Origin of the sequence: Pseudomonas sp. A1230, from assembly GCF_044218825.1 — a bacterium.
GTDB classification, from domain to species: domain Bacteria; phylum Pseudomonadota; class Gammaproteobacteria; order Pseudomonadales; family Pseudomonadaceae; genus Aquipseudomonas; species Aquipseudomonas iridis.
The window spans coordinates 4,775,861-4,802,578 of the sequence record NZ_CP162582.1 but is presented as its reverse complement, the minus strand read 5'-3'; the positions used below and the strand labels follow the sequence as shown (position 1 = coordinate 4,802,578).

26 protein-coding genes and 1 pseudogene are annotated in these 26,718 nt (G+C 60.4%); 14 read left to right on the top strand and 13 right to left on the bottom strand.

Annotated elements, in window-relative coordinates:
• The first annotated feature begins 3 nt into the window (after window positions 1–3).
• The 4 genes from AB4P97_RS22505 to AB4P97_RS22490 all read left to right on the top strand — a co-directional run bounded on the left by AB4P97_RS22505 (window position 4) and on the right by AB4P97_RS22490 (window position 3,793).
• Window positions 4–1,146 (top strand): uroporphyrinogen-III C-methyltransferase, encoded by a 1,143-nt coding sequence (locus AB4P97_RS22505; RefSeq protein ID WP_042561704.1) that lies wholly within the window; start codon window positions 4–6, stop codon window positions 1,144–1,146.
• Window positions 1,143–2,381: a heme biosynthesis protein HemY gene (locus tag AB4P97_RS22500; RefSeq protein WP_042561703.1), complete on the top strand. Its 1,239-nt coding sequence runs from the start codon at window positions 1,143–1,145 to the stop codon at window positions 2,379–2,381. Before AB4P97_RS22505 ends, AB4P97_RS22500 begins: the two co-directional genes overlap by 4 nt.
• A 218-nt stretch (window positions 2,382–2,599) precedes the next feature.
• The gene (locus AB4P97_RS22495; RefSeq protein WP_042561702.1) at window positions 2,600–3,151 is read left to right on the top strand and encodes a disulfide bond formation protein B; all 552 of its coding nucleotides are present in this window, start codon (window positions 2,600–2,602) and stop codon (window positions 3,149–3,151) included.
• A 183-nt stretch (window positions 3,152–3,334) separates the two neighbouring features.
• Window positions 3,335–3,793 (top strand): Rsd/AlgQ family anti-sigma factor, encoded by a 459-nt coding sequence (locus AB4P97_RS22490; protein ID WP_042561701.1) that lies wholly within the window; start codon window positions 3,335–3,337, stop codon window positions 3,791–3,793.
• 57 nt (window positions 3,794–3,850) lie between these two features.
• Here the strand turns inward: AB4P97_RS22490 and AB4P97_RS22485 are convergent, their stop codons facing one another.
• Window positions 3,851–4,516 (bottom strand): FKBP-type peptidyl-prolyl cis-trans isomerase, encoded by a 666-nt coding sequence (locus AB4P97_RS22485; protein ID WP_042561700.1) that lies wholly within the window; start codon window positions 4,514–4,516, stop codon window positions 3,851–3,853.
• A 192-nt stretch (window positions 4,517–4,708) separates the two neighbouring features.
• Here AB4P97_RS22485 and AB4P97_RS22480 point away from each other — a divergent pair, with 192 nt between their 5' ends.
• On the top strand, window positions 4,709–5,827 hold the full coding sequence (locus AB4P97_RS22480) for an AlgP family protein (RefSeq protein WP_395601637.1): 1,119 nt from the start codon (window positions 4,709–4,711) through the stop codon (window positions 5,825–5,827).
• On the opposite strand, the gene AB4P97_RS22475 is transcribed toward AB4P97_RS22480, so the two are convergent.
• On the bottom strand, window positions 5,824–6,285 hold the full coding sequence (locus tag AB4P97_RS22475) for a TIGR02444 family protein (protein ID WP_042561697.1): 462 nt from the start codon (window positions 6,283–6,285) through the stop codon (window positions 5,824–5,826). The genes AB4P97_RS22480 and AB4P97_RS22475 overlap by 4 nt on opposite strands.
• 50 nt (window positions 6,286–6,335) lie before the next feature.
• Here AB4P97_RS22475 and AB4P97_RS22470 point away from each other — a divergent pair, with 50 nt between their 5' ends.
• The 3 genes from AB4P97_RS22470 to AB4P97_RS22460 all read left to right on the top strand — a co-directional run bounded on the left by AB4P97_RS22470 (window position 6,336) and on the right by AB4P97_RS22460 (window position 9,585).
• Window positions 6,336–8,246: an ATP-binding cassette domain-containing protein gene (locus tag AB4P97_RS22470; RefSeq protein WP_042561696.1), complete on the top strand. Its 1,911-nt coding sequence runs from the start codon at window positions 6,336–6,338 to the stop codon at window positions 8,244–8,246.
• Window positions 8,246–8,827, top strand: a complete 582-nt coding sequence (locus AB4P97_RS22465) for a mechanosensitive ion channel family protein (RefSeq protein ID WP_042561695.1) — start codon at window positions 8,246–8,248, stop codon at window positions 8,825–8,827. The genes AB4P97_RS22470 and AB4P97_RS22465 overlap by 1 nt, the downstream gene beginning before the upstream one ends.
• A gap of 125 nt (window positions 8,828–8,952) precedes the next feature.
• On the top strand, window positions 8,953–9,585 hold the full coding sequence (locus tag AB4P97_RS22460; protein WP_042561694.1) for a LysE family transporter: 633 nt from the start codon (window positions 8,953–8,955) through the stop codon (window positions 9,583–9,585).
• 109 nt (window positions 9,586–9,694) lie between these two features.
• Here the strand turns inward: AB4P97_RS22460 and AB4P97_RS22455 are convergent, their stop codons facing one another.
• The 4 genes from AB4P97_RS22455 to AB4P97_RS22440 are packed head-to-tail and all read right to left on the bottom strand — an operon-like array spanning window position 9,695 to window position 12,850.
• A complete protein-coding gene (locus AB4P97_RS22455; protein WP_042561693.1) occupies window positions 9,695–10,438 on the bottom strand; it encodes a hypothetical protein in 744 nt (247 codons plus the stop codon).
• A 3-nt stretch (window positions 10,439–10,441) separates the two neighbouring features.
• Complete coding sequence (gene lpoB, locus AB4P97_RS22450) at window positions 10,442–11,029, bottom strand: penicillin-binding protein activator LpoB (protein WP_007911129.1); 588 nt, start codon at window positions 11,027–11,029, stop codon at window positions 10,442–10,444.
• A 36-nt stretch (window positions 11,030–11,065) separates the two neighbouring features.
• A complete protein-coding gene (locus tag AB4P97_RS22445; protein ID WP_042561692.1) occupies window positions 11,066–11,440 on the bottom strand; it encodes a YcfL family protein in 375 nt (124 codons plus the stop codon).
• Between the two features lie 15 nt (window positions 11,441–11,455).
• Window positions 11,456–12,850, bottom strand: a complete 1,395-nt coding sequence (locus tag AB4P97_RS22440) for a COG3014 family protein (protein WP_042561691.1) — start codon at window positions 12,848–12,850, stop codon at window positions 11,456–11,458.
• Between the two features lie 375 nt (window positions 12,851–13,225).
• Here AB4P97_RS22440 and AB4P97_RS22435 point away from each other — a divergent pair, with 375 nt between their 5' ends.
• Window positions 13,226–15,124 carry an FTR1 family protein gene (locus tag AB4P97_RS22435; RefSeq protein WP_395601636.1) on the top strand — a complete coding sequence of 633 codons (1,899 nt, stop codon included), beginning with the start codon at window positions 13,226–13,228 and terminating at the stop codon, window positions 15,122–15,124.
• Between the two features lie 134 nt (window positions 15,125–15,258).
• Window positions 15,259–15,714: a YaiI/YqxD family protein gene (locus tag AB4P97_RS22430; protein ID WP_042561689.1), complete on the top strand. Its 456-nt coding sequence runs from the start codon at window positions 15,259–15,261 to the stop codon at window positions 15,712–15,714.
• Window positions 15,715–15,844: 130 nt separating this feature from the next.
• Here AB4P97_RS22430 and elbB read toward each other — a convergent pair whose 3' ends face one another.
• Window positions 15,845–16,513 (bottom strand): isoprenoid biosynthesis glyoxalase ElbB, encoded by a 669-nt coding sequence (gene elbB, locus AB4P97_RS22425; protein ID WP_042561688.1) that lies wholly within the window; start codon window positions 16,511–16,513, stop codon window positions 15,845–15,847.
• Between the two features lie 102 nt (window positions 16,514–16,615).
• Between elbB and AB4P97_RS22420 the strand changes: the two are divergent.
• Window positions 16,616–16,779: pseudogene (locus AB4P97_RS22420) on the top strand (sterol desaturase family protein); the annotation flags it as partial.
• A gap of 23 nt (window positions 16,780–16,802) precedes the next feature.
• Here the strand turns inward: AB4P97_RS22420 and AB4P97_RS22415 are convergent.
• Window positions 16,803–17,453: a DedA family protein gene (locus tag AB4P97_RS22415; protein ID WP_395601635.1), complete on the bottom strand. Its 651-nt coding sequence runs from the start codon at window positions 17,451–17,453 to the stop codon at window positions 16,803–16,805.
• 207 nt (window positions 17,454–17,660) lie between these two features.
• On the opposite strand from AB4P97_RS22415, the gene hemB reads away from it, so the two are divergent.
• Window positions 17,661–18,674 (top strand): porphobilinogen synthase, encoded by a 1,014-nt coding sequence (gene hemB / locus AB4P97_RS22410; RefSeq protein ID WP_395601634.1) that lies wholly within the window; start codon window positions 17,661–17,663, stop codon window positions 18,672–18,674.
• A gap of 18 nt (window positions 18,675–18,692) precedes the next feature.
• The gene (ppk1, locus tag AB4P97_RS22405; protein ID WP_115146609.1) at window positions 18,693–20,918 is read left to right on the top strand and encodes a polyphosphate kinase 1; all 2,226 of its coding nucleotides are present in this window, start codon (window positions 18,693–18,695) and stop codon (window positions 20,916–20,918) included.
• 245 nt (window positions 20,919–21,163) lie between these two features.
• Here the strand turns inward: ppk1 and ppx are convergent, their stop codons facing one another.
• The 5 genes from ppx to AB4P97_RS22380 all read right to left on the bottom strand — a co-directional run bounded on the left by ppx (window position 21,164) and on the right by AB4P97_RS22380 (window position 25,721).
• On the bottom strand, window positions 21,164–22,666 hold the full coding sequence (gene ppx, locus AB4P97_RS22400) for an exopolyphosphatase (RefSeq protein ID WP_042561684.1): 1,503 nt from the start codon (window positions 22,664–22,666) through the stop codon (window positions 21,164–21,166).
• Between the two features lie 208 nt (window positions 22,667–22,874).
• Window positions 22,875–23,612: an amino acid ABC transporter ATP-binding protein gene (locus AB4P97_RS22395; protein ID WP_042561683.1), complete on the bottom strand. Its 738-nt coding sequence runs from the start codon at window positions 23,610–23,612 to the stop codon at window positions 22,875–22,877.
• On the bottom strand, window positions 23,599–24,249 hold the full coding sequence (locus tag AB4P97_RS22390; RefSeq protein WP_042561682.1) for an amino acid ABC transporter permease: 651 nt from the start codon (window positions 24,247–24,249) through the stop codon (window positions 23,599–23,601). The genes AB4P97_RS22395 and AB4P97_RS22390 overlap by 14 nt, the downstream gene beginning before the upstream one ends.
• Window positions 24,246–24,914, bottom strand: a complete 669-nt coding sequence (locus AB4P97_RS22385) for an amino acid ABC transporter permease (protein ID WP_042561681.1) — start codon at window positions 24,912–24,914, stop codon at window positions 24,246–24,248. The genes AB4P97_RS22390 and AB4P97_RS22385 overlap by 4 nt, the downstream gene beginning before the upstream one ends.
• Window positions 24,915–24,935: 21 nt before the next feature.
• On the bottom strand, window positions 24,936–25,721 hold the full coding sequence (locus tag AB4P97_RS22380; RefSeq protein ID WP_042561680.1) for a transporter substrate-binding domain-containing protein: 786 nt from the start codon (window positions 25,719–25,721) through the stop codon (window positions 24,936–24,938).
• A 255-nt stretch (window positions 25,722–25,976) separates the two neighbouring features.
• Here AB4P97_RS22380 and AB4P97_RS22375 point away from each other — a divergent pair, with 255 nt between their 5' ends.
• Window positions 25,977–26,684: a FadR/GntR family transcriptional regulator gene (locus AB4P97_RS22375; RefSeq protein ID WP_042561679.1), complete on the top strand. Its 708-nt coding sequence runs from the start codon at window positions 25,977–25,979 to the stop codon at window positions 26,682–26,684.
• The last annotated feature ends 34 nt before the right edge of the window (window positions 26,685–26,718 follow it).

Sequence of the window (26,718 nt, the reverse complement as noted above, 5' to 3'; positions counted from 1 at the left end):
TACGTGAGCGAAACAGCCTTGCCAAAAGATGACGTCCAACCTGTGATTGATGCACAAGTTGAAACTCCACCGCCGGCCCCAGAGCCGCGCCGAGGCAATGGCCTGGCCATCGTCGCCCTGTTGCTCGGTGCAGCCGGGGTCGCGATTGGTGGCTGGGGAGTCTGGCAGGTGCGACACCTGCAAACCAACACTCAGCAACAATCGGGTCAGGTGCAGGCGTTGAATGATCAGGCGCAGACCCTGAAGCTCAACGAGCAGCGTCTGACCGAACGTCTCGCGCAGTTGCCGGGGGCCGAAGAGCTCGCCGAACGCCAGCGTCTGGTGGCGCAGCTTCAGGGTGATCAGCAGCGCCTCAATCAACGTCTGGAAACCGTCCTCGGCGCCAGCCGCAAGGACTGGCGTCTGGCCGAGGCCGAGCACTTGCTGCGTCTGGCCAGCTTGCGCCTTTCCGCGTTGCAGGACATCAGCAGCGCCCAGGCACTGGTGCAGGGTGCTGACGAAATCCTCCGCGAACAGAATGATCCCGGCTCCTTTGCCGCCCGCGAGCAAGTGGCCAAAACCCTGGTTGCGCTGCGCAGCACCGAGCAGCCGGATCGCACGGGTTTGTTCCTGCGGTTGGGGGCCCTGCGTGATCAGGTCATCGACCTCACCGAACTGGCGCCGGAATACAAGGATCGTGGCGAATCGCTGCTCGGCTTGACCGCCGAGGGTGACGGCGCCAGCCGCTGGGCGCAGTGGTGGGATCAGATTTCGCACTACATCCGTATCGATTTCAATGCAGACAAGAATGTGAAGCCACTGTTGGCCGGACAGAGTCTGAGCCAGGTGCGTCTGGCCCTGAGCCTTGCGCTGGAGCAGGCGCAATGGGCGGCCCTCAACGGTCAGGCTGCGGTTTACACCCAGGCACTGGCCGAGGCGCGCGACGTGCTCAAGGGCAACTTCAACCCGGACAACCCACAAAGCAAAGTGATGCTGGAACAGGTCGGTGAGCTGAGCAAGGAACCGGTCGCGGTCAAGACGCCGGATCTGACCGGCACCCTGAGTGCGGTGCAAGGCTACCTCGAGCGGCGTAACGTCAACGCCGAAGAATCGGTGAAACCGTTTGCTAAACCTGCCGCCAACACCGCGCAGGAGGCCACGCCATGAAGCGTCTCTATGTGATCGTGTTTCTGGTGATCGCAGCGGCTGCGGCGCTGGGCCTGGCGATTGCCGAGCATTCCGGTTACGTGTTGGTCGCTTACAAATCGTTCCGTTACGAGTCGAGCCTGTGGGCGACTTTGGCGCTGATCGCAGTCTTGTGGCTGCTGGTCTGGGGCATCAAGGCTCTGATCGAATTGGTGATGGCGTCCAGCGGCGTGGTCAATCCATGGTCGCGGCGCAACCGCAGCCGTCGGGTGCAAGTAGCGATCGAGCACGGCCAGCTGGATCTGGCCGAAGGTCGTTGGGCCAGTGCCCAGCGTCATTTGTATCGGGCCGCTGAAGCCGAGCGCCAACCGCTGCTGTACTACCTCGGCGCTGCCCGTGCGGCGAACGAGCAGGGCCATTACGAGGAATCCGATCGTCTGCTTGAGCGTGCGCTGGAGCGCCAGCCTCAGGCAGAGCTGGCAATTGCCTTGAGCCACGCACAGTTGCAGACCGACCGTGGCGACACCGACGGCGCATTGGTGACATTGCAGGCGATGCACGAGCGTCATCCTCATAACGTGCAGACGCTGCGTCAGTTGCAGCGCTTGTACCAGCAGCGCGGCGAATGGTCGGCAGTGATTCGCCTGCTGCCGGAGCTGCGCAAGGATAAAGTCCTGCCGCCCGCCGAACTGGCTGAGCTTGAGCGTCGCGCCTGGGGTGAAAACCTGTCGCTGGCCGCGCAGCGCGAAGAGGACGGCTCGGTTGGTTTGCAGTCGCTGACTCGTGCATGGCAACAGCTGACCTCGGCGCAACGCCAGGAGCCGCCACTGGTGCTGGCTTATGCCGAACAGCTGCGTCAGCTGGGCGCTCAGGTCGAGGCGGAAGAAGTGCTGCGCACGGCCCTCAAGCGCAAGTACGACAGTCATCTGGCGCGTCTTTATGGTCTGGTGCGCGGGAGTGATCCGGCGCGTCAGTTGCAAACTGCCGAAGGTTGGCTCAAGGATCACCCGAACGATCCGAGCTTGCTGCTGACCCTGGGCCGTCTGTGCCTGCAATCGAGTCTGTGGGGCAAGGCCCGGGATTATCTGGAAAGCAGCCTGCGTGTGCAGCGCAATCCGGAAGCCTGTGCGGAACTGGCGCGTTTGCTCGCACAGCTTGGCGATACCGAGCGAAGCAATCAGCTGTTCCAGGAAGGCCTCGGTCTGCTGGATGAACGCCTGCTGGCCGCGCCACTGCCGGCCCTGGCTCGCGTCTGAAGTGGCGAGGGAGGTAACTCCCTCGCACACCTTTGCAGAGCGAAAATTTACCTTCAGTCAGCCTTTAGGGCAAAGTCCTACAACGGGCTACGTCGAATCCTCTCGAAGCTGTCGGGTTTTCCCTACACCTCTGGTGAACTGTCGGCAGGGCCTTGCCTTGAAAGGCTGACACGCTTTCCTCTACCGTAACCATCTGTCTCTACTGTTACGGAAAAGCCATGTCGTTGGCCTGCTCACGCTCCTTGTTCTTCATGGCTTTCACTGCGAGTGCCTTTGCTCTGGGAGCTTCCTATTATCTCGAATACGCGGTGGGTCTGACGCCGTGCAGCTTGTGCCTGGTGCAGCGGCTGTTCCTCACGTTGCTGTGTGTTTGCTGTGGTCTGGCGGCGGTGCATGGCCCCAAGCGTGTGGGCCTGTGGCTTTACTGGTTGTCTGCGCTGGGCGCGAGTCTGGGTGGCACCACGGCGGCCTGGCGGCAGGTATTGATCCAAAGTGATCCGGTGCTGCAATCGATCCAGTGTGCGCCGAGCTCCGAGGCGCTGTTCAGCGCCATGTCGTGGATCTGCGCCTTGCAAAAACTGTTTAAAGGCGGCAATGACTGCGCGGAAATCTCCTGGACGTTGTTTGACCTGACGATCCCGGAGTGGAGCCTGTTGTTCTTTGTCGCGGTGTCAATTCTTGCTGTATATCAATTATTGCGATTGGTCTGGAGTGCTCTGCAACGGCCGCTCAGCGACGAAGCGTCGCACCGGGAGCTGCTGCGGGATTAAACACTTGTATGAACATTATCTCCTGCGTACCTTGAAGCCATAGGCGTGCGGGCATAATCTGGCCCGCACGTGTCATTGGATTTATGTTGCTCGATGACACTCTGCCCGACTGTCCCCCATGCTAAAACCTAAAGCGGGACACGGGTGTAGAGCAGCATGACCCACAAGGGAAGAGAGATCGCCATGCTCGAAAGTTGTCAGAATGCTCAGGAACGTTGGGGTGGAGTTCATCTGCTGATCGACCGCTGGCTCCAGGAGCGCAAGGAGCTGATCGATGCCTACGATAATCTCGGCGCGGAGCCTCAGACGCTGTCCGAGAGCCGCAAGCCCTTGCAGGAATTCTGCGGCGTGCTGGTAGATTACGTATCGGCGGGGCACTTCGAAATTTATGAACAGCTGACGGGCGAAGCCAAGGCGTTCAACGACAAGCGCGGTCTGGAACTCGCCGAGACGATCTACCCGCGCATCGATGTCATCACCGAAAAGCTACTCGCGTTCAACGACCTTTGCGATGAAGGCAAGTGCGTTGTCGAGAAATTCAAAGAGCTCGGCGGCCTGCTTCACGAGCGCTTCGAACTGGAAGATTGCCTGATTGAAGTGCTGCATACGGCGCACAAGGAAGAAGATTCAGTTCAGGCCTGATCGGTTTTGCTCAATAAAAAACGGTGCGCCTCAAGCGCACCGTTTTTTTATGCCTGATCAACTCGTCGCGCCGCGCAATTCGACTTCAAATACCAGCGGTGTGAAGGGCGCGATCAAGTCCCCGGCGCCATCGGCGCCGTAAGCCTGATCCGATGGAATCACCAGTCGCCATTTCGCCCCCACCGGCATGTTTTGCAGGGCGGTGCGCCAACCGGCAATCACACTGTCGAGGTTGAACCATTGCGGCTGACTGTTCTGATCGAACACGGTGCCGTCCGGCAAGCGACCGATATACAGCACCTGCACTTTTCCATCGGGTCCGGCCTTGGTGCCCGTGCCAGGTGCAAGCTCGGTAAGCAGGATGCCGTCAGCCAGTTCCTTTACTCCCGGTTTGGCTTTTTCCGCAGTGAGGAACCGTTGTTCGTTTTCCATCGCGGCATCGCTCGAAGGCTGCGCGTTGTGTTCGGCATTTTGCGATTCGTGATCGGCCAGAATCTGTTCGATCCGCGCTTCGCTGAGGGCCAGCGGCTTGCCTTGATAAGCCTGCTGCAAGCCATCAATCAGTGCCTGAATCTGCAGTTGCGGGACTTCTTGGCGCAACCGTTCACCGAGGCTGGCACCCAGGCTGTAGGCAAGATCATGAGCGTCGTTCGCGGTGGTTTTTTCGTCGGCGTGGGCGCTGGAAAAAACCATGCAGAGGGATAAAAAAAGGTAGCGCGACATGGGCACTCTCCGTCCTGAGATGCGGTGGATTATGCCAGCGCGAACGTCTGCAACGGTGAACTGCTTTTGACTGCGGGCAGAACATTTTCAACTCGGTGCAACCCAAGGCTATTGATACTGTCAAGATGACCTAGCGGCGGTAGCAGCAGAGGTCTAGTATGAGCCGCACTCACGTCAGCCAGGAGGTAAACCATGTCGGCCACCAAGAAGCCTGTAAATACTCCGTTGCACTTACTCCAACAACTCTCGGGCAGCTTGCTCGAGCATTTGGAAAACGCTTGCTCGCAAGCCTTGGCTGATGCTGAAAAACTGCTCGCCAAACTCGAAAAGCAACGCGGCAAGGCGCAAGAAAAACTGCACAAATCCCGCACCAAATTGCAGGACGCAGCTGCCGCCGGCAAAGCCAAGGCGCAGACCAAAGCCAAAGGCGCAGTCAAAGAACTGGAAGAGCTGCTTGATGCCTTGAAGGATCGCCAGTCCGATACCCGCAGCTACATTCTGCAACTCAAGCGCGATGCCCAGGAAAGCCTGAAACTGGCCCAGGGTGTGGGCCGTGTGCAAGAAGCCGTGGGCAAGGTGTTGACTTCCCGTGCGGCCAAGCCTGCATCGGCACCGGCGAAGAAAGCCGCAGCCAAACCCGCTGTTGCCAAAGCCCCGGCTAAAACGACTGCCGCAAAACCGGCTGCAAAAGCCCCGGTAAAAGCTGCGGCAAAAACCGCTGCAAAACCTGTGGCGAAAAAACCAGCTCCGACGACCGCAGCGAAACCGGCGGCTAAAACCACCGCAGCGAAACCGGCCGCGCGCAGAACTGCTGCTGCCAAACCAGCCGCGACCAAAGCTGCTCCAGCGAAAACCGCTGCGGCAAAACCGGCTGCCCGGACTGCCGTAAAACCTGCCGCTAGAACTGCCGCAGCAAAACCTGCAGCCAAGTCTGCCGCCAAACCTGTTGCTGCTAAACCAGCAGCAAAACCAGCGGCTAAAGTTGCCGCGAAACCGGCCGCCAAGCCAGCTGCTAAACCAGCAGTGAAAGCCGCCGCGAAACCAGCAGCCAAGCCAGCCGCGAAACCAGCTACCGCCACTAAGCCGGCAACTGCCGCTGCTAAAACTGCTGCCAAGCCGGCCGCAAAACCTGCCGCAAAAAAACCAGTGGCCGCCAAGCCAGCCGCCAAACCGGCGATTGCTCCAGCTGCCAAGCCAGCCACACCGGCTACGCCAACTGCACCTGCCGCCGCCACTGCCTCGACCACTTCGACTGCGCCATCGCCAGCCGCTGCGTCGAGCACCAGCAGCAACCCGACCAGCGCTTCCTAAGTGCTGATTGCCGCGACGCGCAGCACTTGCAGCGCGTCGCGGTTCAGGTTGGCCGCCGAGCCAGCCAGGGCCTCCAGCCAGCCGATTGACCCAGCTCCGCTGCGCCCCCACACCTGAGCAATGCCCTCCAGCCGCGACAGCAACGTACGCTCGGCTTCCAGCTCCAGTGCTTTGACTTGTTCGCGCATGCCTTTCAACACTCCATCATCCAAAGCCCGCGCTTTCCATTGCATGCGCAGGGTTCGCAGCGGCTGCACAACCTCGATATCCCAAGGCCCGGTCAGCGCCTGAAGCTGTCCCGCACGCTGTTCATCACAGCTCGCGCCGCGTTGCTCCAGCCACAAACCGCACAGCAACAGGCACACATTGACCCCCGCCGTTTGCAGTTGCAGACAAGCGTCTTCCACGCCCGGACGGGCGTAGGTGGCAAGGGAAAAGCTCCACAGGTCAGAGGACATCGTGCTACTCGCGCTAGTTGTGAGCGAAGCTGGTAGACTCCGCCGCCATTATGATCCGACTTCAGAACCTGACTTTACAGCGTGGCCCGCAACGTCTGCTAGAAGACGCCGAGCTGACCCTGCACGCCGGCCACAAAGCTGGCCTCATCGGTGCCAACGGCGCCGGCAAATCCAGCCTGTTTGCCTTGCTGCGCGGCGAATTGCACCCGGACTCGGGCGATTGCCTGCTGCCGGCCGACTGGCGGATCGCGCACATGCGTCAGGAGGTCGACACGCTCGAGCGCCTGGCAGTCGACTATGTGCTCGATGGCGACCTGCGTCTACGCGAGGTGCAACGTGACCTCGCCGTAGCCGAAGAGGCGCACGACGGCGTTGCCCTGGCGCGTCTGCACGTCGAACTCGACAGCGCCGACGGCTACACCGCCGACGCCCGCGCCCGCAAGTTGCTGGCCGGTCTGGGCTTCACCAACGAACAGATGGATCGACAGGTCGGAGATTTCTCCGGTGGCTGGCGGATGCGTCTGAATCTGGCGCAGGCATTGATGTGCCCGTCGGACCTGTTGCTGCTCGACGAACCGACCAACCACCTGGACCTCGACGCCATCATCTGGCTCGAGGACTGGCTGAAAAGTTACGCCGGCACCTTGCTGCTGATTTCCCACGACCGCGATTTCCTCGACGAAGTCGTCGATCATGTGGCCCATGTCGATCAGCGCAAGATCACCCTGTATCGCGGCGGCTACACCGCGTTCGAACGTGCCCGTGCCGAACGTCTGGCCCAGCAGCAACAGGCCTACGAGAAGCAGCAGGCGCAGCGTGCGCACATGGAAAGCTACATCGCCCGCTTCAAGGCGCAAGCGACCAAGGCCCGTCAGGCACAAAGCCGTATCAAGGCACTGGAACGCATGGAAGAGCTGTCGGCGGCCCACGTTGATTCGCCGTTCGACTTCGTGTTCCGCGAGTCGACCAAGATCTCCAGCACGCTGATCGATCTGTCCGATGCGAACCTGGGCTACGGCGACCGAGCCGTGCTTGAGAAGGTCAAGTTGCAACTGACCCCCGGCGCGCGGATCGGTTTGCTCGGCCCTAACGGCGCGGGTAAATCGACACTGATCAAGAACCTCGCCGGCGAGCTTGAGCCGCTGTCCGGGCGCCTGACCCGTGGCGAGAACACCGTGGTCGGTTACTTCGCCCAGCATCAACTCGACTCGCTGGACGCCAAGGCCAGCCCGCTGCTGCACTTGCAGCGTCTGGCGCCCACTGAGCGTGAGCAAGCGTTGCGCGACTTCCTCGGCGGTTTCGACTTCCGTGGTGCGCGGCTCGATGAGCCTGTACTGAATTTCTCCGGTGGCGAGAAGGCGCGTCTGGCCCTGGCGCTGATCGCCTGGGAGCGGCCGAACCTGTTGCTGCTCGATGAACCGACCAACCACCTCGACCTGGAAATGCGCCTGGCGCTGACCATGGCGCTGCAGGAATTCAGCGGCGCGGTGCTGGTGGTGTCTCACGATCGGCACTTGCTCAAGAGCACCACCGACAACTTCTACCTGGTGGCCGATGGCAAGGTTGAAGAGTTCGATGGCGATCTCGAAGACTATGCCCGTTGGCTGGTGGAATACCGTCAGCGCAATGCGCCGGTCAGTAACACCCCGGTGAACCCGGACAAGACTGACAAGAAAGCCCAGCGTCAGGCTGCGGCTGCATTGCGTCAGCAACTGGCGCCGCACAAGCGCGAGGCCGACAAGCTCGAAGCCGAATTGGGCAAGCTCCACGAGAAACTGGCCAAGGTTGACGCCAGCCTCGGCGACAGCGACATCTACGAGCCGGCGCGCAAGAACGAATTGCGTGATCTGCTGGCCGAGCAAGCGAAATTGAAAGTGCGCGAAGGCGAGCTGGAAGAGGCGTGGATGGAAGCGCTGGAGACGCTGGAAAGCATGCAGGCGGAGCTGGAGGCGCTGTCCTGATGGACGCGTTCAAGCTGCCACTGCCGGCGATGTGGGTCGAGCCGATCTGGCTCGGCGTGCAGATTCTGCTCATCCTGCTGGCCGGTTACCTGGCCCAGCGCTTCGTGGCCAAATGTCTGACCCGTCTGGGCGAACGCTATCCGTTTCCGCCGCAACTGCTGATGCCACTGCGTGGCGTGTTGCGCTGGCTGATCATGGGCAGTGCAGTGATCTTTGTTCTGCAACGCCTCGGCGTGTCGGCCACCGTGTTGTGGACGGCGCTGTCGGGTTTCGTTGCAGTGGCGGCGGTGGCGTTTTTCGCCATGTGGAGCGTGCTGTCGAACCTGCTCTGCGCGATTCTGATTTTCACCGTTGGCCCGTTTCGGTTGGGCGATGTGGTCGAACTGGTCGACACCACCGACAAGCCTGGGGTCAAAGGCCGGGTGGTGGCGATCAATCTGCTCTACACCACGTTGATCGAGGCTGAGGAGTTGGGCACCGGTAGCGCGATGGTGCAGGTGCCAAACAGCTTGTTCTTCCAGCGTTCGGTGCGACGTTGGCGGGGGACTGATGTGTTTCCTTCGAGCGGATTCGAGAAGTAGCGTTTAAAGCAGGATCCTTTGTTTTGGGTTTTCTGTAGTCCCCTTTTCCTACAAAAAATCGATAGTCAGCGGCGCCAAGTCGCATTAGCTTAGACGTCTGTCACGAGTCAAAGTCGAGGTGTGCGATGGAGCTTGAAACATGGCTGGCATTCTTTGCCGCCTGCTGGTTGATCAGTATTACGCCCGGTGCGGGTGCTATCGCATCAATGTCCAGTGGTCTGCAATACGGTTTCTGGCGTGGTTACTGGAACGCGCTGGGGTTGCAATTGGGGCTGGCCCTGCAAATCGCGATTGTCGGCGCCGGTGTCGGCGCGATCCTCGCGGCTTCCGCTACCGCCTTCTATGCAATCAAATGGTTTGGCGTCGCCTATCTCGTCTACCTGGGGATCAAGCAATGGCGCGCGCTGCCCAGCGACATGAGCGATGACGCGGCCATTCGCCCGATTGGCAAGCCGTTGGTTCTGGTCTTCCGTGGTTTCCTGGTCAACATGAGCAATCCCAAAGCACTGGTGTTCATGCTGGCGGTGCTTCCGCAGTTCATCAATCCCCATGCGCCGCTGCTGATCCAGTATCTGGTGATCGGCGCGACGATGGTGTTTGTCGACCTGATTGTCATGGCCGGCTACACCGGTCTGGCGTCCAAGGTCTTGCGGCTGTTGCGCACGCCCAAGCAGCAAAAGCGCATGAACCGCACGTTTGCCGGGTTGTTCATTGGCGCCGCAGCGTTCATGGCGACGTTGCGCAAAGCGGCGGTCTAAACCGCAAGACACAAAAAAGGCGACCCCAAGAGGTCGCCTTTTTTATTGCTCTGCCTGGCACTGACTTGCGGCGAGGGGTAAATCCTCTCGCCACAGGTCATCCCATGGATCAGCGCAAAATCACCGGCGCCGTATCGCGCGGCAGATTGTTGCGCTGCTGCGCCTCGCGCGGCTGCTCGTATCCACCGCCACCGAGCTGCTGGCTCAGTTGCCCGGCCACGTCTTCACCCAGTGCCTTCGACACCTCGCGCACCACCCGTGGGCGATTCAGCGAGATCTTGATGTCGCGGCCGTTCACCAGTTTGGTGTCCTGCGCTTCACCCATCGCCGTGAAGGCCGAAGTGATTTCGAAGGTCTTGGTGTTGATCAGGCTGAAATCCGCCACCAACGTCAGGCCCAGAACCGCCGAATAGCTGTCGGTGTGCGCCAGCTCGTTCATGTCCTCCGTGAAGTCGATATCGGACACAGTGCCGAACAGCACATAGTCGGCACCCTTGAAGTTGCCGGCCTTGATCCGCTTGATCACGTCGTAAATGTCACCCTTGGACGACGCGGTGTACGGCGTGCCCTGCACCAGCTGGAACATGCCGGTACGCAGGATTTCACCCTTGATGTCGCCGGTGAACTTGCGCAGCTCGGTTTGCTCGATGTAGCTGGTGGTGGCTTCGATCTCGTTATAGCTCGAAGAACCACTGGAACTGTAGTAACCCTCACGATAATTGCTCTGCGCCGAAACGATGTGGATGTATTGCTCCACACGTTCCTGATACGCCAGATCCGTCACCGCGACTTTCGGGGCCGCTTGCGCGCCAAACGCGCAAGCCAGGGCCATGATGCCAATCCATGTGCGCATCGATTAACGCTCCGTGGTTTTGCGGATCTCTTTTTCGTCCATCCACTCGGCCAGACCGCTTTCAACGTCGATCAATTGCAGGCTGAATTTGTAGAAGACGTCTTTGTAATCGCTGCTGCGCTTGACGATGGAGCTGATCGAGCCTTCGATGCGGTACTTGGCAGCCACCATGTTGCCGGTCTTGGCCACGGTGCTCTTCTTGTACAGACCGCTCTGGTTTTGCAGCTTGAGCTGGTCAACCTGGCTCTGCATCGCGTTGTTGTCGCTGGCGAAGCGGGCAACGCCGGTCTTCATCAGCTGGGTCTTGATGCTGGTGGTGATTTCGCGGGTATCGATGTACTCGCTGGTCTTGTTCTTCACGTCGTAGACCTGAACCACCGGACGACCCTGCAGAATGCCGGACTGAGCCAGCGAGCGGGTCATCGACTCGGCGATCATCTGCAGGTCGGTCGAACCGAATTCGTTGGTGACGGTTTCAACAGCCTTGGTGTCGCCGTAGCTGATGTTCTTGCTGCCCAGGGTCGGCGAGGTGTTGGCGCAACCGGAGGCCAGCAGGGCGATAACGGCGATGCAGGAAAAGCGTACAAACATGTCAGTGCTCTCTAAAACAGGAATAGGGTGGCGGGCTTAAGGCGTCTTGATTTCCAGACGGAAGTCCACGGCTTTAGGCGTTGGGGCGATCGCCTGAATGAAGCTGGTCTGGGCGCCGTACATCATTTGGCTTTTCCAGACTTCTTCTTCAGCAACCGGGAAACCTTCCGCGCCGAGCCAGGCGAAGCGGTAGTAGAAAATCTTGTTGCTGTTGAGGGTGTTGCTCAACTGCACGTTGACGGTCATGAAGCCGTTTTCGCGGGCGACGCGCATGGCGCCGACCACGATGTGTTTCTGCGGGCCCATGGCCACGACTTTGCTCGCGGCGCTGCCCGGCTCTGGAGGTGGCGGGGTGGCGCAGCCGCTGGCCAGCAAGGCGAGGGCGGCGACGGCGATGAGTTTGAAGCGCATGCAAAGACTCCGTTCTTAAGGTTGTTTGAGGCTGGCGACGTTGGTCGCACTGGCGCTCGGGATCACGTGGGCGGCGAGACCGCCAGCGAACACCTGATTGCCTACGGCGCGCAGACTGATCACCTGATAACGCTGATCGACGGTGACCTTGACCACCGACCCGCCCACGGCGCTCGGCAGAGTGACTTGGTGCTCACCTTTCTTCAAGCGCAGACGCACCACTTGGGTGTTGTCCGGCAGGGTGCGCCACGTACGGGTATCGGCACCTTCGAGCACGGCTGAAGAAATACCTACTGCCAGACCGGCCAGTGGGTTGGTTTCGTTGATCTGCTTCTGCGCGACACCTTTGGTGATTGCGCGCACGGTGGTACGCAGGATGATGCCGGGCATGTCATCACGCAGGGCGCGACGGGACATGGCGGTGGTGCTGTTGAGTGCAGTCAGGTTGACTTGCTGGCCATCGACACCGATCTGCGCGAACGGCGCGGTAGAGGTGTCTGCTTTGATGATCGGGAACGACAGCGGTGTGATCACCACGTTGTTGGAGATCGGCAATGGCAGTGGCACGCGGATCGAATCGCGTGCTGGCGCCAGACCGCTTTGCACCACGATCAGGATGTCGCTGTCATCGCTCTTGCTCGGCTTGTCGAGGTTGACCAGTGCCTGTTCCAGCAGCGGCGTGTTCGGGCGCAGTTCGACAGCCTTGCGGTAGCCCGGCGCAGCCAGGTCTTTTTCACCCAGCGCTTCGTAAACGAAACCGGCCAGATAATGGCTGAACGCACTCTGATAGCTGTTTTTCAGGCTGACCACTTCCGGTGCGTCGAGGCTGGCGACCGGGTAGCCTTGCAGATCCTTGTACTGAGTCTTGATGCCTTCTTTCTCGGCCTCTTCCTCGCTTTTGAGGTATTCCTTGTCGCGCAGGTCGGCGATCACCGCTTCACGTTCGTGGGTCTTCTTGATCGCAGTGCGAGCGCCGTCGAAGTCGTTGACCGCCAGCAGGTTCAGGGCCATCTGCGTGGTCAGCATGACTTTTTCATAGTCGTAGCCTTCGTAGCGGCGGACCTTGTCGTTGACCACGAAGCTGCCGAACTGGGCGAGGTATTTGCCGGTATCGAGCTTGACCGAATCTTCCCACTGGCCGACGACCTTATCAGCGCTGGTCCAGGCATTCTGGCTACCGGACAGATCGCCCTTGGCGCGCAGCAGTTCACCTTTCTCGAAGTAATAGAGCAGGTCTTTGTCGGGGCTGGTGTTGTTCTTTTCCAGCAGGGTCAGCGCGGCGTCGACATTGCCGGAAGCCAGTTGCTGGTTGGTCTGTGCCAGTTCGGAATCGTAGTTGCGAAACGCCGAACAGCCGGACAGCAGAGTGACGGCGCTGAGGGCGATCAGAGTAGGGGCGCGGAATGCCATAGGGGTACTTCTTCCCTGAATTACTGCAGCCACGTGTGCGGGTCGGGCTGCTGGGACCGTTCGGCGGAGGCGCTGGCCTCCTGCTAATTCCTCATAACCAGAGGAGCTTTAATGCCGCTTCGCGATAGCGAGGGCGCGGCATTATAAGCAACCGATGATGGCTATGTAATAGCTTTTTAATTGCGCGCCGGTTGGTATGGGCCATCATCCGCTCCGAACCCACAGTGGTGCGCGTTGCACGAATTCTAAGCGTGCGAAATGCCAAAGATCTGTCAGGTAATCCTGCTAGTAGGATCAGAAACTCAGACAACGCTTGAGTGAATCGTCGTCGAAGTGAACAATATGTAACTTCGTATTTCCATTTGAGAATCATTCATGACTGCCTCGTCCCGCTTCCTGGCCTGGCTGGTGTTCCCGTTGTTAGCCCTGAACAGCTTCAACCTGCTGGCCGACACCGTGGAAGGCGCGCCGCAAGCGCTGCACCTGCTTGATTACATCAGCGCTGACTACCCGCCAACGGTAGCAGCGGGCAAAGTCATGGATGACTCCGAATACCGCGAACAGCTGGAATTCACCCAAGCGCTGCAAGGCTTGATCGCCAACCTCCCGGCCAAACCCGAGAAAGCTGCGCTGGAGCAAGGCGTCGATGCATTGCATGCAGCCATCAGTGCCAAGCAGGACGGCGCCGAAGTGGCCCGTCAGGCGCGGCAACTGGGGGCGAAACTGGCGGTGGCGTATGAAGTGAGCCAGGCGCCGATCATCACCCCGGACCCAACCCGTGGTGCGCCGCTCTATGCGCAGAATTGCTCGGTGTGCCACGGCGACACAGGCGCCGGTGACGGCCCGGCAGGTGTCGGGCTGACGCCGGCGCCCGCCAATCTGCGTGATGCTGTGCGCATGGATCACCTGAGCCTGTACGCGATCTACAGCACTCTGGGCCAAGGCGTCGAAGGCACCGACATGCCGGCGTTTGCCGATCAGCTCGATGATCGCCAGCGTTGGGATCTGGCCACTTACATCGCCGGGTTCAGTGCCGATGCAGCGGCGGCCAAATCCGAAAAGAATTACAACATCGCTGATCTGGCGCGCCAGACACCGACCGAAGTGCTGGCCGCCGAAGGCGCGCAAGCCGCCGCGACCTTCCGCGCTCAGCGTGCGCAGCCGCCGCAGGTCAAACGTGGCCCGGCGCAGTTGCTCGACTACACCGCTGCGACGCTGGACAAGAGCCTCGCGGCCTACCGTGCGGGTGAGCACGATCAGGCCTACGACCTGTCGGTGGCGGCGTACCTGGAAGGGTTCGAGCTGGTCGAGAGTTCGCTGGATAACGTCGACGCCAACGTACGCAAGGACACCGAAAAATCCCTGATGGCCTATCGGCAGTCGTTGCAGGATGGCTTGCCGGTCGCGCAGGCCGAGCAGCGTCTGGACGCCGCCAAGGCGAAGCTGAAAGAGTCCGCCGGGTTGCTCGGCAGCGACGGTTTGAGCTGGTCGCTGAGCTACATCTCCGGCCTGCTGATTCTGCTGCGCGAAGGTCTGGAAGCGATTCTGGTGCTGGCAGCGATCCTCGCGTTCCTGCGTAACACCGGTCAGCAGTCGGCCGTGCGCAGCGTCAACGTCGGTTGGGGTTTGGCGTTGCTGGCCGGTCTCGGTACCTGGGCGCTGGCGGCGTATGTGATCGACGTCAGCGGCTCGCAGCGCGAATTGCTCGAAGGCGCCACGGCGCTGTTCGCCAGCGTGATGGTGCTGTGGCTCGGGGTGTGGATGCATGACCGCCGGCACGCGGCAGCCTGGCAGGATTACATCAAGAGCAGTCTGGTCGGCGGTGGCGGGCGATTCGGCTTTGCAATCCTGGCGTTCTTCTCGGTGTATCGCGAGCTGTTCGAAGTGATCCTGTTCTACGAAACCCTCTGGCTGCAGGCTGGCCCCGCCGGGCATGACGCGGTGTTGGCGGGCGGTGCGACTGCGCTGGTGCTGCTGGTCGGGCTTGCATGGGTGATCTTGCGCGGTTCGGCGAAACTGCCGCTGACGCTGTTCTTCAGCATCAACGCCGCGCTGCTGTGTGCGCTGTCGGTGGTGTTTGCCGGACATGGTGTCAAGGCGCTGCAGGAGGCCGGGATCTTCGGTACGCGGCCAGTGCCGTTTTTCGATTTCGATTGGCTGGGGATTCACGCCGATGCGTATTCGCTGGCGGCGCAGGCGGTGGCGATTCTGGCGATTGTTGTGTTGTATGGGCGTAGTTGGGTGGCGGAGAAGAAGCGGGTTTCTGCTGCGTGATTGTGTGATCCTGAAAAGATCGCAGCCTGCGGCAGCTCCTACAGGGATTGAGGTGATCACACTATTTGTGACCAGCCGAAAACCCAAGGAGCTGCCGAAGGCTGCGATCTTTTGCTTTTAAGAGGTAAACAAAAATGCGTGTATGGATCGATGCCGACGCCTGTCCGCGGGCGGCGAAGGATCTGGTGGTGAAGTTTGCCCTCAAGCGACAGTACGAAGTTGTGCTGGTGGCCGGGCAGCCGCAGACCAAGCCGGGGCTGGCCATCGTCAAGTTGATCGTGGTGCCGAGCGGCCCGGATGCGGCGGACGATTATCTGGTCGAACACGCGGTGCCCGGTGAGCTGGTGATATGCAGCGATATTCCGCTGGCCGATCGGCTGGTGAAGAAGGGCGTGGCAGCGCTTGATCCGCGCGGCAAGGAGTTCGACGAGAAGAACATGGGTGACCGGTTGGCGGTGCGCAACCTGTTCACCGATCTGCGCGAGCAGGGCCAGATGAGCGGCGGCCCTGCGCCATTCGGCGATCGTGAGAAGCAGGCGTTTGCCAATGCGCTGGACCGCATCCTGACTCGCCTTGCTCGCAAACCCTGACTCTGCACAAATCCAATGTGGGAGCGAGCCTGCTCGCGAAGGCGTTGTATCAGACAACATTGAGTTGAATGACACACCGCTTTCGCGAGCAGGCTCGCTCCCACATTTGGTTTTTTGTGCTGCTGGGGTATCAGGCGTCGTTCTCGTGGGTCAGTTCGAGCACGCGGTCGACCAGTTTGTTGATTCCCGAAGCCGCTTCGCTGATGTTCTGCGCCAGCATGTACGCCGGGGTCGTCACCAGTTTGCGCGCCTTGTCTTCGATGATGTCGGTCACGGCGCAGTCTTCGTGGGTGGCGCCCATCTTGTTCATCGCCGTGGCGGTGTCGGCATCGTTGCCGATGGTGCAGGTTACGCCCGGGCCGTAGATTTTCGCCGCGAGTGCCGGCGAGATGCAGATCAGCCCCACCGGTTTGCCCGCTTCGGCAAATGCCTCGGCCAAGGCCAGCACGTCTGGCTGCACAGTGCAGCCGGCGCCTTCGATGGCGAAATTCGAGAGGTTCTTCGCCGCGCCAAAACCGCCGGGCACGATCAGCGCGTCGAAGTCTTCGACGTCGGCTTCGCGGATGTCCTTGATGTTGCCGCGAGCAATGCGCGCCGATTCCACCAGCACATTGCGCGACTCGGGCATTTCTTCGCCAGTCAGGTGATTGATCACATGCAATTGCGAGATGTTAGGGGCGAAACACTGCACCTGCGCGCCGCGTTGATCGAGGCGCAGCAGGGTAATCACGCTTTCATGGATCTCGGCGCCGTCGTAAACGCCACTGCCGGACAGGATCACTGCAACTTTTTTGCTCATGGTTTTCTCTCCAGATTCATAGCGCTAAATGTCCACTAATTTATCGCGGGTTGCCATAGGGTTTATGGGTGGCGACCCCTGGGGTCGGCCTCAAGACTCATGCCGTCCAGGCATCGGACACAGCATGCACAGAGCGCTTTCTACATGGATCGCAACGACGGCGGGGTGTTCATTATTTGGGTCGACTGTTCGGCTCGCGCCAGGAAGAGGGCGACGATGAACTGATGATTTTCGGGGGAACCACACTGCTGTGCGCAGTGTGGGATGGCGGGCGCCACCCGCCAGCGAGTTACTCGGCTGGCGTCTTGGGGTCGGCGGGATTGTCCTGTTCGACTTGCTGCAACTGCGCGGCTTTTGCGGCTTGCTCGTCGGCGTAGATCTTCCTCGCCAGACGGGCATTCTTGAAGCGGCGACGCAGCCACAGGCCCACGCCCAATACCAGCAGGGCGCCGAGGACCCACAGTTCGTATTTTTTGATGCTGCCGAGCATGCCTTCCAGCACTGCGCCGAAATGGTAAGCCGCAGCCGCCAGCGCGGTGGCCCAGATGGCTGCGCCGATGCCGTTCAGCAGCAGATAACGTCCCGGCGGATAGCCCGACAGGCCGATCGCCACGGGCATCACCGTGCGCAAGCCATACACGAAGCGGAAGCTCAGGACCCAGATGTCAGGATGCTTGCGAATGTGCTCCAGCGCCCGGTCGCCCATCAATTGCCAGCGCGGTTTGCGCGCGAGCAATTTGCGCCCGTGCTTGCGCCCCAGGAAGTACCACAGCTGATCACCGGCATAACTGCCGCAGAACGCCACGACGACCACAATATTGATGTCCATGTAGCCACGGAACGCAAGGAAGCCCGCGAGCACCAGAATGGTTTCGCCTTCGAAGAACGTCCCGAGAAACAGGGCAAAGTAGCCAAAGTCATGCAGAAATTGTTGGAGCATTGTCTGGGTGCTGGCGAAATGAACGCGCAGCCTAACCCTTCGGACACATTCATGAAAGTGTCCAAATGTGTCTCGACGTGAACTATTCCTGCACTGACAATGGAATGCGGCTACATGTCACGGTGCACGCACAACTGTCATCCGTTCGTCATAATGGCCGTCTATAACTGTCACGCTCGCCCGTTTGCGCGGGCTCAGGAGTCCGCCGTGAGCTTTACCCCCGCCAATCGTCTGTTCCCTGCAACCCGCCTGCGTCGCAACCGTCGTGATGATTTTTCGCGTCGGCTGGTGCGGGAAAATGTGCTGACGGTCGATGACCTGATCCTGCCGGTGTTCGTGCTCGACGGTGAAAACCGCCGCGAAGCCGTGGCGTCGATGCCGGGCGTAGAGCGGCTGACGATTGATCTGCTGCTTGAAGAAGCTGCCAAATGGGTCGAGCTGGGGATCCCGGCGCTGGCCTTGTTCCCGGTGATGCCAGCGGAACTGAAATCTCTCGACGCTGCCGAAGCCTGGAATCCGCAGGGCATTGCCCAGCGTGCAACCCGCGCTCTGCGCGATCGATTCCCCGAGCTGGGCGTGATCACCGACGTCGCCCTCGATCCGTTCACCACCCACGGTCAGGACGGCATCCTCGACGAAGACGGCTATGTGCAGAACGACATCACTGTCGATGCGCTGGTCAGGCAAGCACTGTCCCATGCCGAAGCTGGCGCGCAGGTTGTCGCGCCATCGGACATGATGGACGGGCGCATCCAGGCGATTCGTGAAGCGCTGGAAATTGCCGGCCACGTCAACGTGCGCATCATGGCCTACTCGGCCAAGTACGCCAGCGCCTATTACGGCCCGTTCCGCGATGCCGTGGGTTCGGCCGCGAACCTGGGCAAGGCGAACAAGGCCTCCTATCAGATGGACCCGGCCAACAGTGACGAAGCGCTGCACGAAGTCGGTGCGGACTTGTCTGAAGGCGCGGACATGGTCATGGTCAAGCCGGGCATGCCGTACCTGGACATTCTTTTCCGGGTAAAAGATGCCTTCAAGGTGCCGACCTTCGTCTATCAGGTCAGTGGCGAATACGCCATGCACATGGCGGCGATCCAGAATGGCTGGTTGAGCGAAGCGGTGATTCTCGAATCACTGACCGCCTTTAAACGTGCCGGCGCTGATGGCATCCTGACTTACTTTGCCGTCCGCGCCGCTCAATTGTTACGAGAGCAGAAATAGCCCTCCCAGGAACATTCCATGAATACCGAAGGACTCACTGAAGTTGCCGTAAAAGAAGCTCAGCCGGTGGTCGAACAAATCACCGAAACCCCGCCGGAACTGGAGCCAGCGCCACCGGCGCCGGTCACCGAAACCGCTGCGGCGGTGCCGGCGATCGCCATTCCCGGCCTGGATGACAGCAGCCTGTACATCCACCGCGAGCTCTCGCAATTGCAGTTCAATATCCGCGTGCTCGAACAGGCGCTGGACGAGTCCTATCCGTTGCTCGAGCGGCTGAAGTTCCTGCTGATCTTCTCCAGCAACCTCGACGAATTCTTCGAAATTCGCGTCGCCGGCCTCAAGAAGCAAATAACCTTCGCCCGCGAACAGGCCGGTGCCGATGGCTTGCAGCCGCATCAAGCCTTGGCCCGCATCAGTGAATTGGTGCACGGCCATGTTGATCGCCAATACGCGATCCTCAACGACATTCTTTTGCCGGAGCTTGAAAAGCATCAGGTCCGTTTCATCCGTCGCCGCAACTGGACGACCAAGATCAAGACCTGGGTGCGCCGTTATTTCCGCGACGAGATCGCGCCGATCATCACCCCGATCGGCCTCGACCCGACGCACCCGTTCCCGTTGCTGGTGAACAAGAGCCTGAACTTCATCGTCGAGCTGGAAGGCATCGACGCCTTCGGCCGCGATTCCGGTCTGGCGATCATCCCTGCGCCGCGTTTGCTGCCGCGCATCATCAAAGTGCCGGAAGAAGTCGGCGGCGCTGGCGACAACTATGTGTTCCTCTCGTCGATGATCCACGCTCACGCCGATGACCTGTTCCAAGGCATGAAGGTCAAGGGCTGCTACCAGTTCCGTCTGACTCGAAACGCTGACCTGGCACTCGATTCCGAAGACGTCGAAGACTTGGCTCGTGCGCTGCGTGGTGAGCTGTTCTCGCGTCGTTACGGCGACGCTGTACGTCTGGAAGTGGCCGACACCTGCCCGAAACATCTGTCGGATTACCTGCTCAAGCAGTTCAACCTGAGCGAGACCGAGTTGTATCAGGTCAATGGCCCGGTCAACCTGACGCGTCTGTTCAGCATCACCGGTCTGGACAGCCATCCGGAGCTGCAATACACGCCGTTCACCCCGCAGATTCCGAAACTGCTGCAGAACAGCGAGAACATTTTCAGTGTGGTCAGCAAGCAGGACATCCTGTTGCTGCACCCATTCGAGTCGTTCACTCCAGTTGTCGACCTGCTGCGCCAGGCCGCGAAAGACCCGCACGTTCTGGCTGTGCGCCAGACCCTGTATCGCTCGGGGGCCAACTCGGAAATCGTTGATGCGCTGGTCGATGCCGCGCGTAACGGCAAGGAAGTCACCGCGGTCATCGAACTGCGTGCGCGGTTCGACGAAGAGTCCAACCTGCAACTGGCCAGCCGTCTGCAAGCGGCCGGTGCGGTGGTCATCTACGGCGTGGTCGGCTTCAAGACCCACGCCAAAATGATGTTGATCCTGCGCCGTGAGCAGGGCGAGATTGTGCGTTACGCGCATTTGGGCACCGGTAACTACCACGCCGGCAACGCCAAGCTCTACACCGACTACAGTCTGCTGACCTCCGACGACGCCTTGTGCGAAGACGTCGGCAAACTGTTCAGCCAGTTGATCGGCATGGGCAAGACGCTGCGCATGAAGAAGCTGCTGCACGCGCCGTTCACCTTGAAGAAGGGCATGCTCGACATGATTGCCCGCGAAACCCAGTTCGCTGTCGAAGGCAAACCGGCGCACATTATTGCCAAGTTCAACTCGCTGACCGATCCGAAGATCATCCGCGCGCTGTACAAGGCCAGCCAGTCCGGTGTGCGCATCGATCTGGTGGTGCGTGGCATGTGCTGCCTGCGGCCGGGTATCGCCGGGGTTTCGCACAACATTCACGTGCGCTCGATCATCGGTCGCTTCCTTGAGCACACCCGAGTGTTCTACTTCCTCAATGGCGGCGAGGAGCAGATGTTCCTCTCCAGCGCCGACTGGATGGAGCGCAACCTCGACAAGCGCGTCGAGACTTGCTTCCCGGTGGAAGGCAAGAAGCTGCTGACCCGGGTGAAGAAAGAGCTGGAGCTGTATCTGACCGACAACACCCACAGCTGGAGCCTGCAGTCGGATGGCCGTTACATCCGCAACACGCCAACCGGTAACCAGAACCCGAGAAGCGCGCAGGCGACGTTGCTGGAGCGTTTGGGTAGCCCGATTCTGCCGGTGAGCAGCTGAGAGCTGAAAGTCAAAAGCCCCTCACCCTAACCCTCTCCCCGAGGGAGAGGGGACTGACCGAGCTGAATGGTCGAGCTACGCCGACCTGAACTATCGAGCTGGACTCAGGTTGGAATAGCACGCAGATCGGCTCCCTCTCCCTCGGGAGAGGGCTGGGGTGAGGGGATGGTTCACCTCTGCCCTCAAGTCGAACCCAATAAAAAAGGCGATCCAGAAGGATCGCCTTTTTTGTGCCCAACCAATACTCAGTGAACCGTGAGAACAATCCCCACCCGCGTCAACCAATCAGCCTCAAGCCCGAAATCCGCCTGGGTCAGCTGATTCTCATCCAGCCAGTTCTGCGGAAATTCCACATCAAGGTTATTGCCATTGGCATGCAGCACCACCTGCGGCATCGCCTGCGTACCACGGATGTGGTGGAACAGGATCGCAAAGCGCAGCAGCACGCAGAGGCGGATCAGCTTGTCGCCGTCGGCACCAAAATCGGCGAACTTGTCCTTGGGGATATTGCGGCGATGGCCGCGCACCAAAAGGGCGAGCATTTGCTGGTCTTCACGGGAGAACCCGGCCAGATCAGAGTGTTCGATCAAATAGGCGCCGTGCTTGTGATAGTGGTAGTGGGCGATGTCGAGGCCGACTTCGTGCACTTTCGCAGCCCAGCCCAGCAGTTCGCGCCAGATGCCGTCATCCAGCTGCCAGTCCTCGGCAACCTGATCGAAGGCGTGCAGGGCTTTGCGTTCGACCCGCTCCGCTTGTTCGACATCGACGTGGTAGCGCTCCATCAGTGACGTCAGGGTGCGTTCGCGCACGTCTTCGTGATGATGGCGGCCAAGCAGGTCGTAGAGCACGCCTTCACGCAGCGCGCCGTCGCAGTGATCCATGCGTTGCAGTTCGAGGGCGTCGAAGATTGCTTCGAGAATCGCCAGGCCTGCCGGGAAAATCGCCCGACGGTCGGGCTTGATGCCATCGAAATCGATTTTGTCGACATCGCCCAGCTTGAACAGTCGGCGTTTGAGCCAGGCCAGGCCTTCGGCATTCACTTCGCCGGTGCCGTGCCCGCCGGCCTTCAGCGCCAGGCCAATGGCACGAATGGTGCCGGAGGAGCCGATGGCTTCATCCCAGGTCAGGCGGTGAAGGGCGTGTTCGATGCTCATGATCTCCAGCCGCGCCGCGGTGTACGCCTGGGCGTAACGGGCCGGGGTGATCTTGCCGTCCTTGAAGTAGCGTTGGGTAAAGCTGACGCAACCCATTTGCAGGCTTTCGCGCAGCAACGGTTCGAAGCGCTGACCGATGATGAATTCGGTACTGCCGCCGCCGATGTCGGCGACCAGACGCTTGCCCGGGGTGTCGGCGAGGGTGTGCGACACACCCAGATAAATCAGGCGCGCTTCTTCGCGGCCGGAGATGACTTCCACCGGATGACCGAGGATTTCTTCGGCGCGATGAATGAATTCGAGGCGGTTGCGCGCTTCACGCAGGGCGTTGGTGCCGACGATCCGCACGGCGCCCAGCGGCATACCGTTGATCAGTTGGGCAAAGCGCTTGAGGCAATCGAGGCCACGTTGCATCGACTCTTCGTTGAGTTGGCGCTGGTCGTCGATGCCGGCGGCCAGTTGGACTTTCTCGCCGAGGCGCTCAAGGATACGGATTTCGCCGTTCTGGGCCTTGGCCACGACCATGTGAAAGCTGTTGGAGCCCAAGTCGATTGCAGCGATCAGGGACAGATTCTTGGCTTTGGATTGCGGCATGGTCAGGGGGTCTCGGTCGATAACCCCGACATCGTGCCACGATCAACGGCTGACGCCAACGCGCACGGTTCAAACCCTTGATCTGACACAGGAATGCGGGTGACCGCTACGCGGTCATTCGCCAGCAGGCTAGCTCCCACATTGGAATGCGCTCACTTGTGGGAGCTAGCCTGCTAGCGCAGAGGACATTACAGACGCCGAGGCTCTTTCAGGCTACCGCTTCAACCGTACCAATGAAATTCGCCAGTTCCGCCGTTTGCGGATTGGCAAACAACACTTTCGGATCCCCCACTTCGTGCACTTTGCCATGGTGCATGAACACCAGTTTGTCGCCGACCTCACGGGCAAAGCGCATCTCATGGGTGACCATGATCAGCGTCATGCCTTCTTTGGCCAGTTGCCGAACCACGGCGAGCACTTCATTGACCAGCTCCGGGTCCAGCGCCGAAGTGATCTCGTCACACAGCAGCACTTTCGGCGACATCGCCAACGCCCGGGCAATCGCCACGCGTTGCTGCTGCCCGCCGGACAGCCGATCCGGGAACGCGTCAAACTTTTCGCCCAGGCCGACACGCTCCAGCATCGCGCGCGCCAGTTCGGCAGCCTTGGCCTTCGGCACTTTTTGCACCACTTGCGGGGCGAGCATGACGTTTTCGCCAACGGTCAGGTGCGGGAACAGATTGAACTGCTGGAACACCATGCCGACTTTCTGCCGCAAGCTGCGCAGGTCGGCGCGGGCGGCGTCGAGGTATTCGCCGTCGACTTCAATCACGCCGTCATTGATCGATTCCAGGCCGTTAAGCGTACGCAGCAGGGTCGATTTGCCCGAGCCGCTGCGGCCGATGATCGCCACCACCTGGCCTTCCTCTACACTGAGGTCGATGCCTTTGAGGACGTGGTGATCGCCGTAGTATTTATGCAGGGCGGAAATTCTAAGCAGAGGCATGCAGTCTCCTTTCCAGGTAGCGCGCACTGAGGGACAAGGGGTAGCAGAGCAGGAAATAGCCGAGGGCAACGAGGCCGTAGACCATGAACGGTTCGAACGTGGCGTTGGCGAGCATGCCGCCGGTCTTGGTCAGTTCGGTGAACCCGATGATTGAGGTCACGGCAGTGCCTTTGACCACTTGCACCGAGAAACCCACGGTCGGCGCCACGGCAATGCGCAGCGCTTGCGGCAGGATCACGTAGCGCAATTGCTCCAGCGGATTGAGCGCCAGGCTCGATGAGGCTTCCCATTGGCCATTGGGGATCGCCTCGACGCAGCCGCGCCAGATCTCCGCCAGATAGGCGCTGGTGAACAAGGTCAGGGCCACCGCCGCCGCCATCCACGGCGAAATCTCGATCCCGGCCAGCGCCACGCCGAAGAACACCAGAAACAGTTGCATCAACAGCGGCGTGCCCTGGAACAGCTCGATCCAGGTGCGGGCGATATTGCTCGACAAGGTGTTTTTCGAGATGCGCATGATCAGGATCAGCAGCCCGACGATGCCGCCGCCAATAAACGCCACCAGCGACAATGCCAGTGTCCATTGCAGACCGGTGAGCAGGTTGCGCAGGATGTCCCAGAACGTGAAGTCGCTCATTGGCTGCTCCTGGAAATGTAGCGACGGCCGAACCAATTGAGCAATTGGCGGATCAGCAGCGCCATGCACAGATAGATCAGCGTGGTCAGCGCGTAGGTTTCAAATGCGCGGAAGTTGCGCGACTGAATGAAGTTGGCGGCAAAGCTCAGCTCCTCGGTGGCGATTTGCGAACACACCGCCGAGCCGAGCATGACGATGATGATCTGACTGCTCAGGGCCGGCCAGACCTTACCCAGCGCCGGCAGCAGCACCACGTGGCGGAACGCTTCGAAGCGCGTCATCGCCAGTGCCGCTGCGGCTTCCAGTTGCCCACGCGGGATCGCCTGAATGCCGGCGCGAATGATCTCGGTCGAATACGCCCCGAGGTTGATGACCATCGCCAGCACGGCTGCTTGCCACTCTGAAATCTGCACACCGAGGGACGGCAGGCCGAAGAAGATGAAAAACAACTGCACCAGAAACGGTGTGTTGCGGATCAACTCGACATAGACGCCGAAAATCGCCGAGAACGGACGGATGTTCCACGCCCGTACCAGCGCCCCGACAATGCCCACGCTCACCCCAAGCAGTGCGCCGATGGCTGTCAGCTCAAGGGTGAACAGCGCGCCGCGTAGCAGCAGGTCGGTGTTTTCCACCACCGGCATGAAATCGAACTGATAAGCCATGAGGTTCTCCCGCGCAGTCGATCACAGATCGGCCGGCAGCGGCTCTTTCAGCCAGGTCTGCGAGTTCTTTTCCAGCGCACCGTCGGTCTTGGCGGTGTTGAGAATGTCGTTGACCTTGGTCAACAGCGCCGTTTCATTTTTGTTCACGCCAACGTAGACCGGCGAATCCTTGAGCTTCACTTTCAGCGCCGGTACCCGTTTCGGGTTCTTTTCGCTGATTGCGACCATCACCACATTGCCGCTGGCAATCAGGTCGACCTGGCCCGCGAGATAAGCGGCGATGGTCGAGTTGTTGTCTTCGAAGCGTTTGATGGTCACGCCTTCAGGGGCGACTTTGCTCAGTTCGATGTCTTCGATGGCGCCACGGGTGACGCTGATGGTTTTGCCCTTGAGGTCGTCGAGGCTGGTGATCGCCGCCTCTGGTGGGCCGAACACGGCGAGGTAGAACGGTGCGTAGGCGCGAGAAAAGTCGATGACTTTCTCGCGTTCCGGGTTCTTGCCCAGGCTGGAAATCACCAGATCGACCTTGCCGGTGGTCAGAAAAGGGATGCGGTTGGTGCTGTTGACCGGCGTGAGTTCGAGTTTGACCTTGAGCTGATCGGCCAGCAGTTTCGCCGTGTCGATGTCCAGGCCGCGGGGTTTCATGTCCGGGCCGACCGAGCCGAACGGCGGGAAGTCCTGCGGCACGGCGACTTTCAGCGTGCCGCGTTTGACCACGTCGTCGAGACCGTCGGCGTGAGCGGGCGCCTGGCACAACAACAGGCCGGCAAACAGGGAAGCGAGGAGGGCGCTGTAACGCAGGGTCATGGACAATCTCCGGATCGGCGGGAAGTATTTTCTGCGATCGGACAGAGCATGGGCCGTGCCAATACGCAGCTTTCGTCCCGGCACGCCGCAGTTTCAGCGGGTTTGCTCGGTCTTACTGGTCTGAACAGTCAGGTTGTTTTTCGCACTGCGATAGCGCATCGGTCACGTTCGCCGAACCCCGCTGGGGCACGACTTGCCGGACTCGGCGAATAGCTTTACAACTAGCCGCACATTGGCCAGGTACGTCTGAAAATCATGAACTCGATCTCCCGCGCCGTACCCGAAGTGGCGCTGCAAGCGATCCGCAAATTGATCACCGAACAGGGCTTCGGCCCGGGCGACGCCTTGCCGTCGCAACGTGATCTGGCGCTTCAACTGGGCGTCAGCCGGGCGTCGTTGCGTGAGGCGCTGTCATCGTTGAGCGCGCTGGGTCTGGTCAGCATTCAGCCGGGCAAGGGTGTGTTCGTGCAGTCGCCGGTGGAGTTGTCGCGCGGGGAGAGTGCCGGGAGCTGGCCCTTCGCGGCGCAGGCCTCGCCGCTGGATATCTTTCAATTACGCTATGCCCTTGAAGGCTTTGCGGCGGGGCTGGCGGCGGTGACGTTGAGCACATCTGATCTGGATGCGCTGGAAGACAATGTCGCCGCTATGCGCGAGCAATTGCGATGCGCCGACTTCGAAGCCGCGGCGAAGCTGGATTTCGAATTTCACCGACGAATCCTGCTGGCCAGCGGTAATCAGGCGATGCTGAGCATCCTTACCGCCAGCGCCGAGATCTTTCTGGAGAGTCAGAAACTACCGTTCATCCGCGCCGAACGCGCCATGGAAACCTGGCAGGAGCATCGCAAGATCCTTCGCGCGCTGGCCCGGCGTGCCTCGGGTGCAGCGCAAAAAGCCATGCAGGAACACGTGCGCAACGCCGCACTGCGCACCGGAATCGCCTTCATTGCTCCCGCCAGCGCTTGACTTGAGCTATACCCAAACTCATGAGGCACCATAG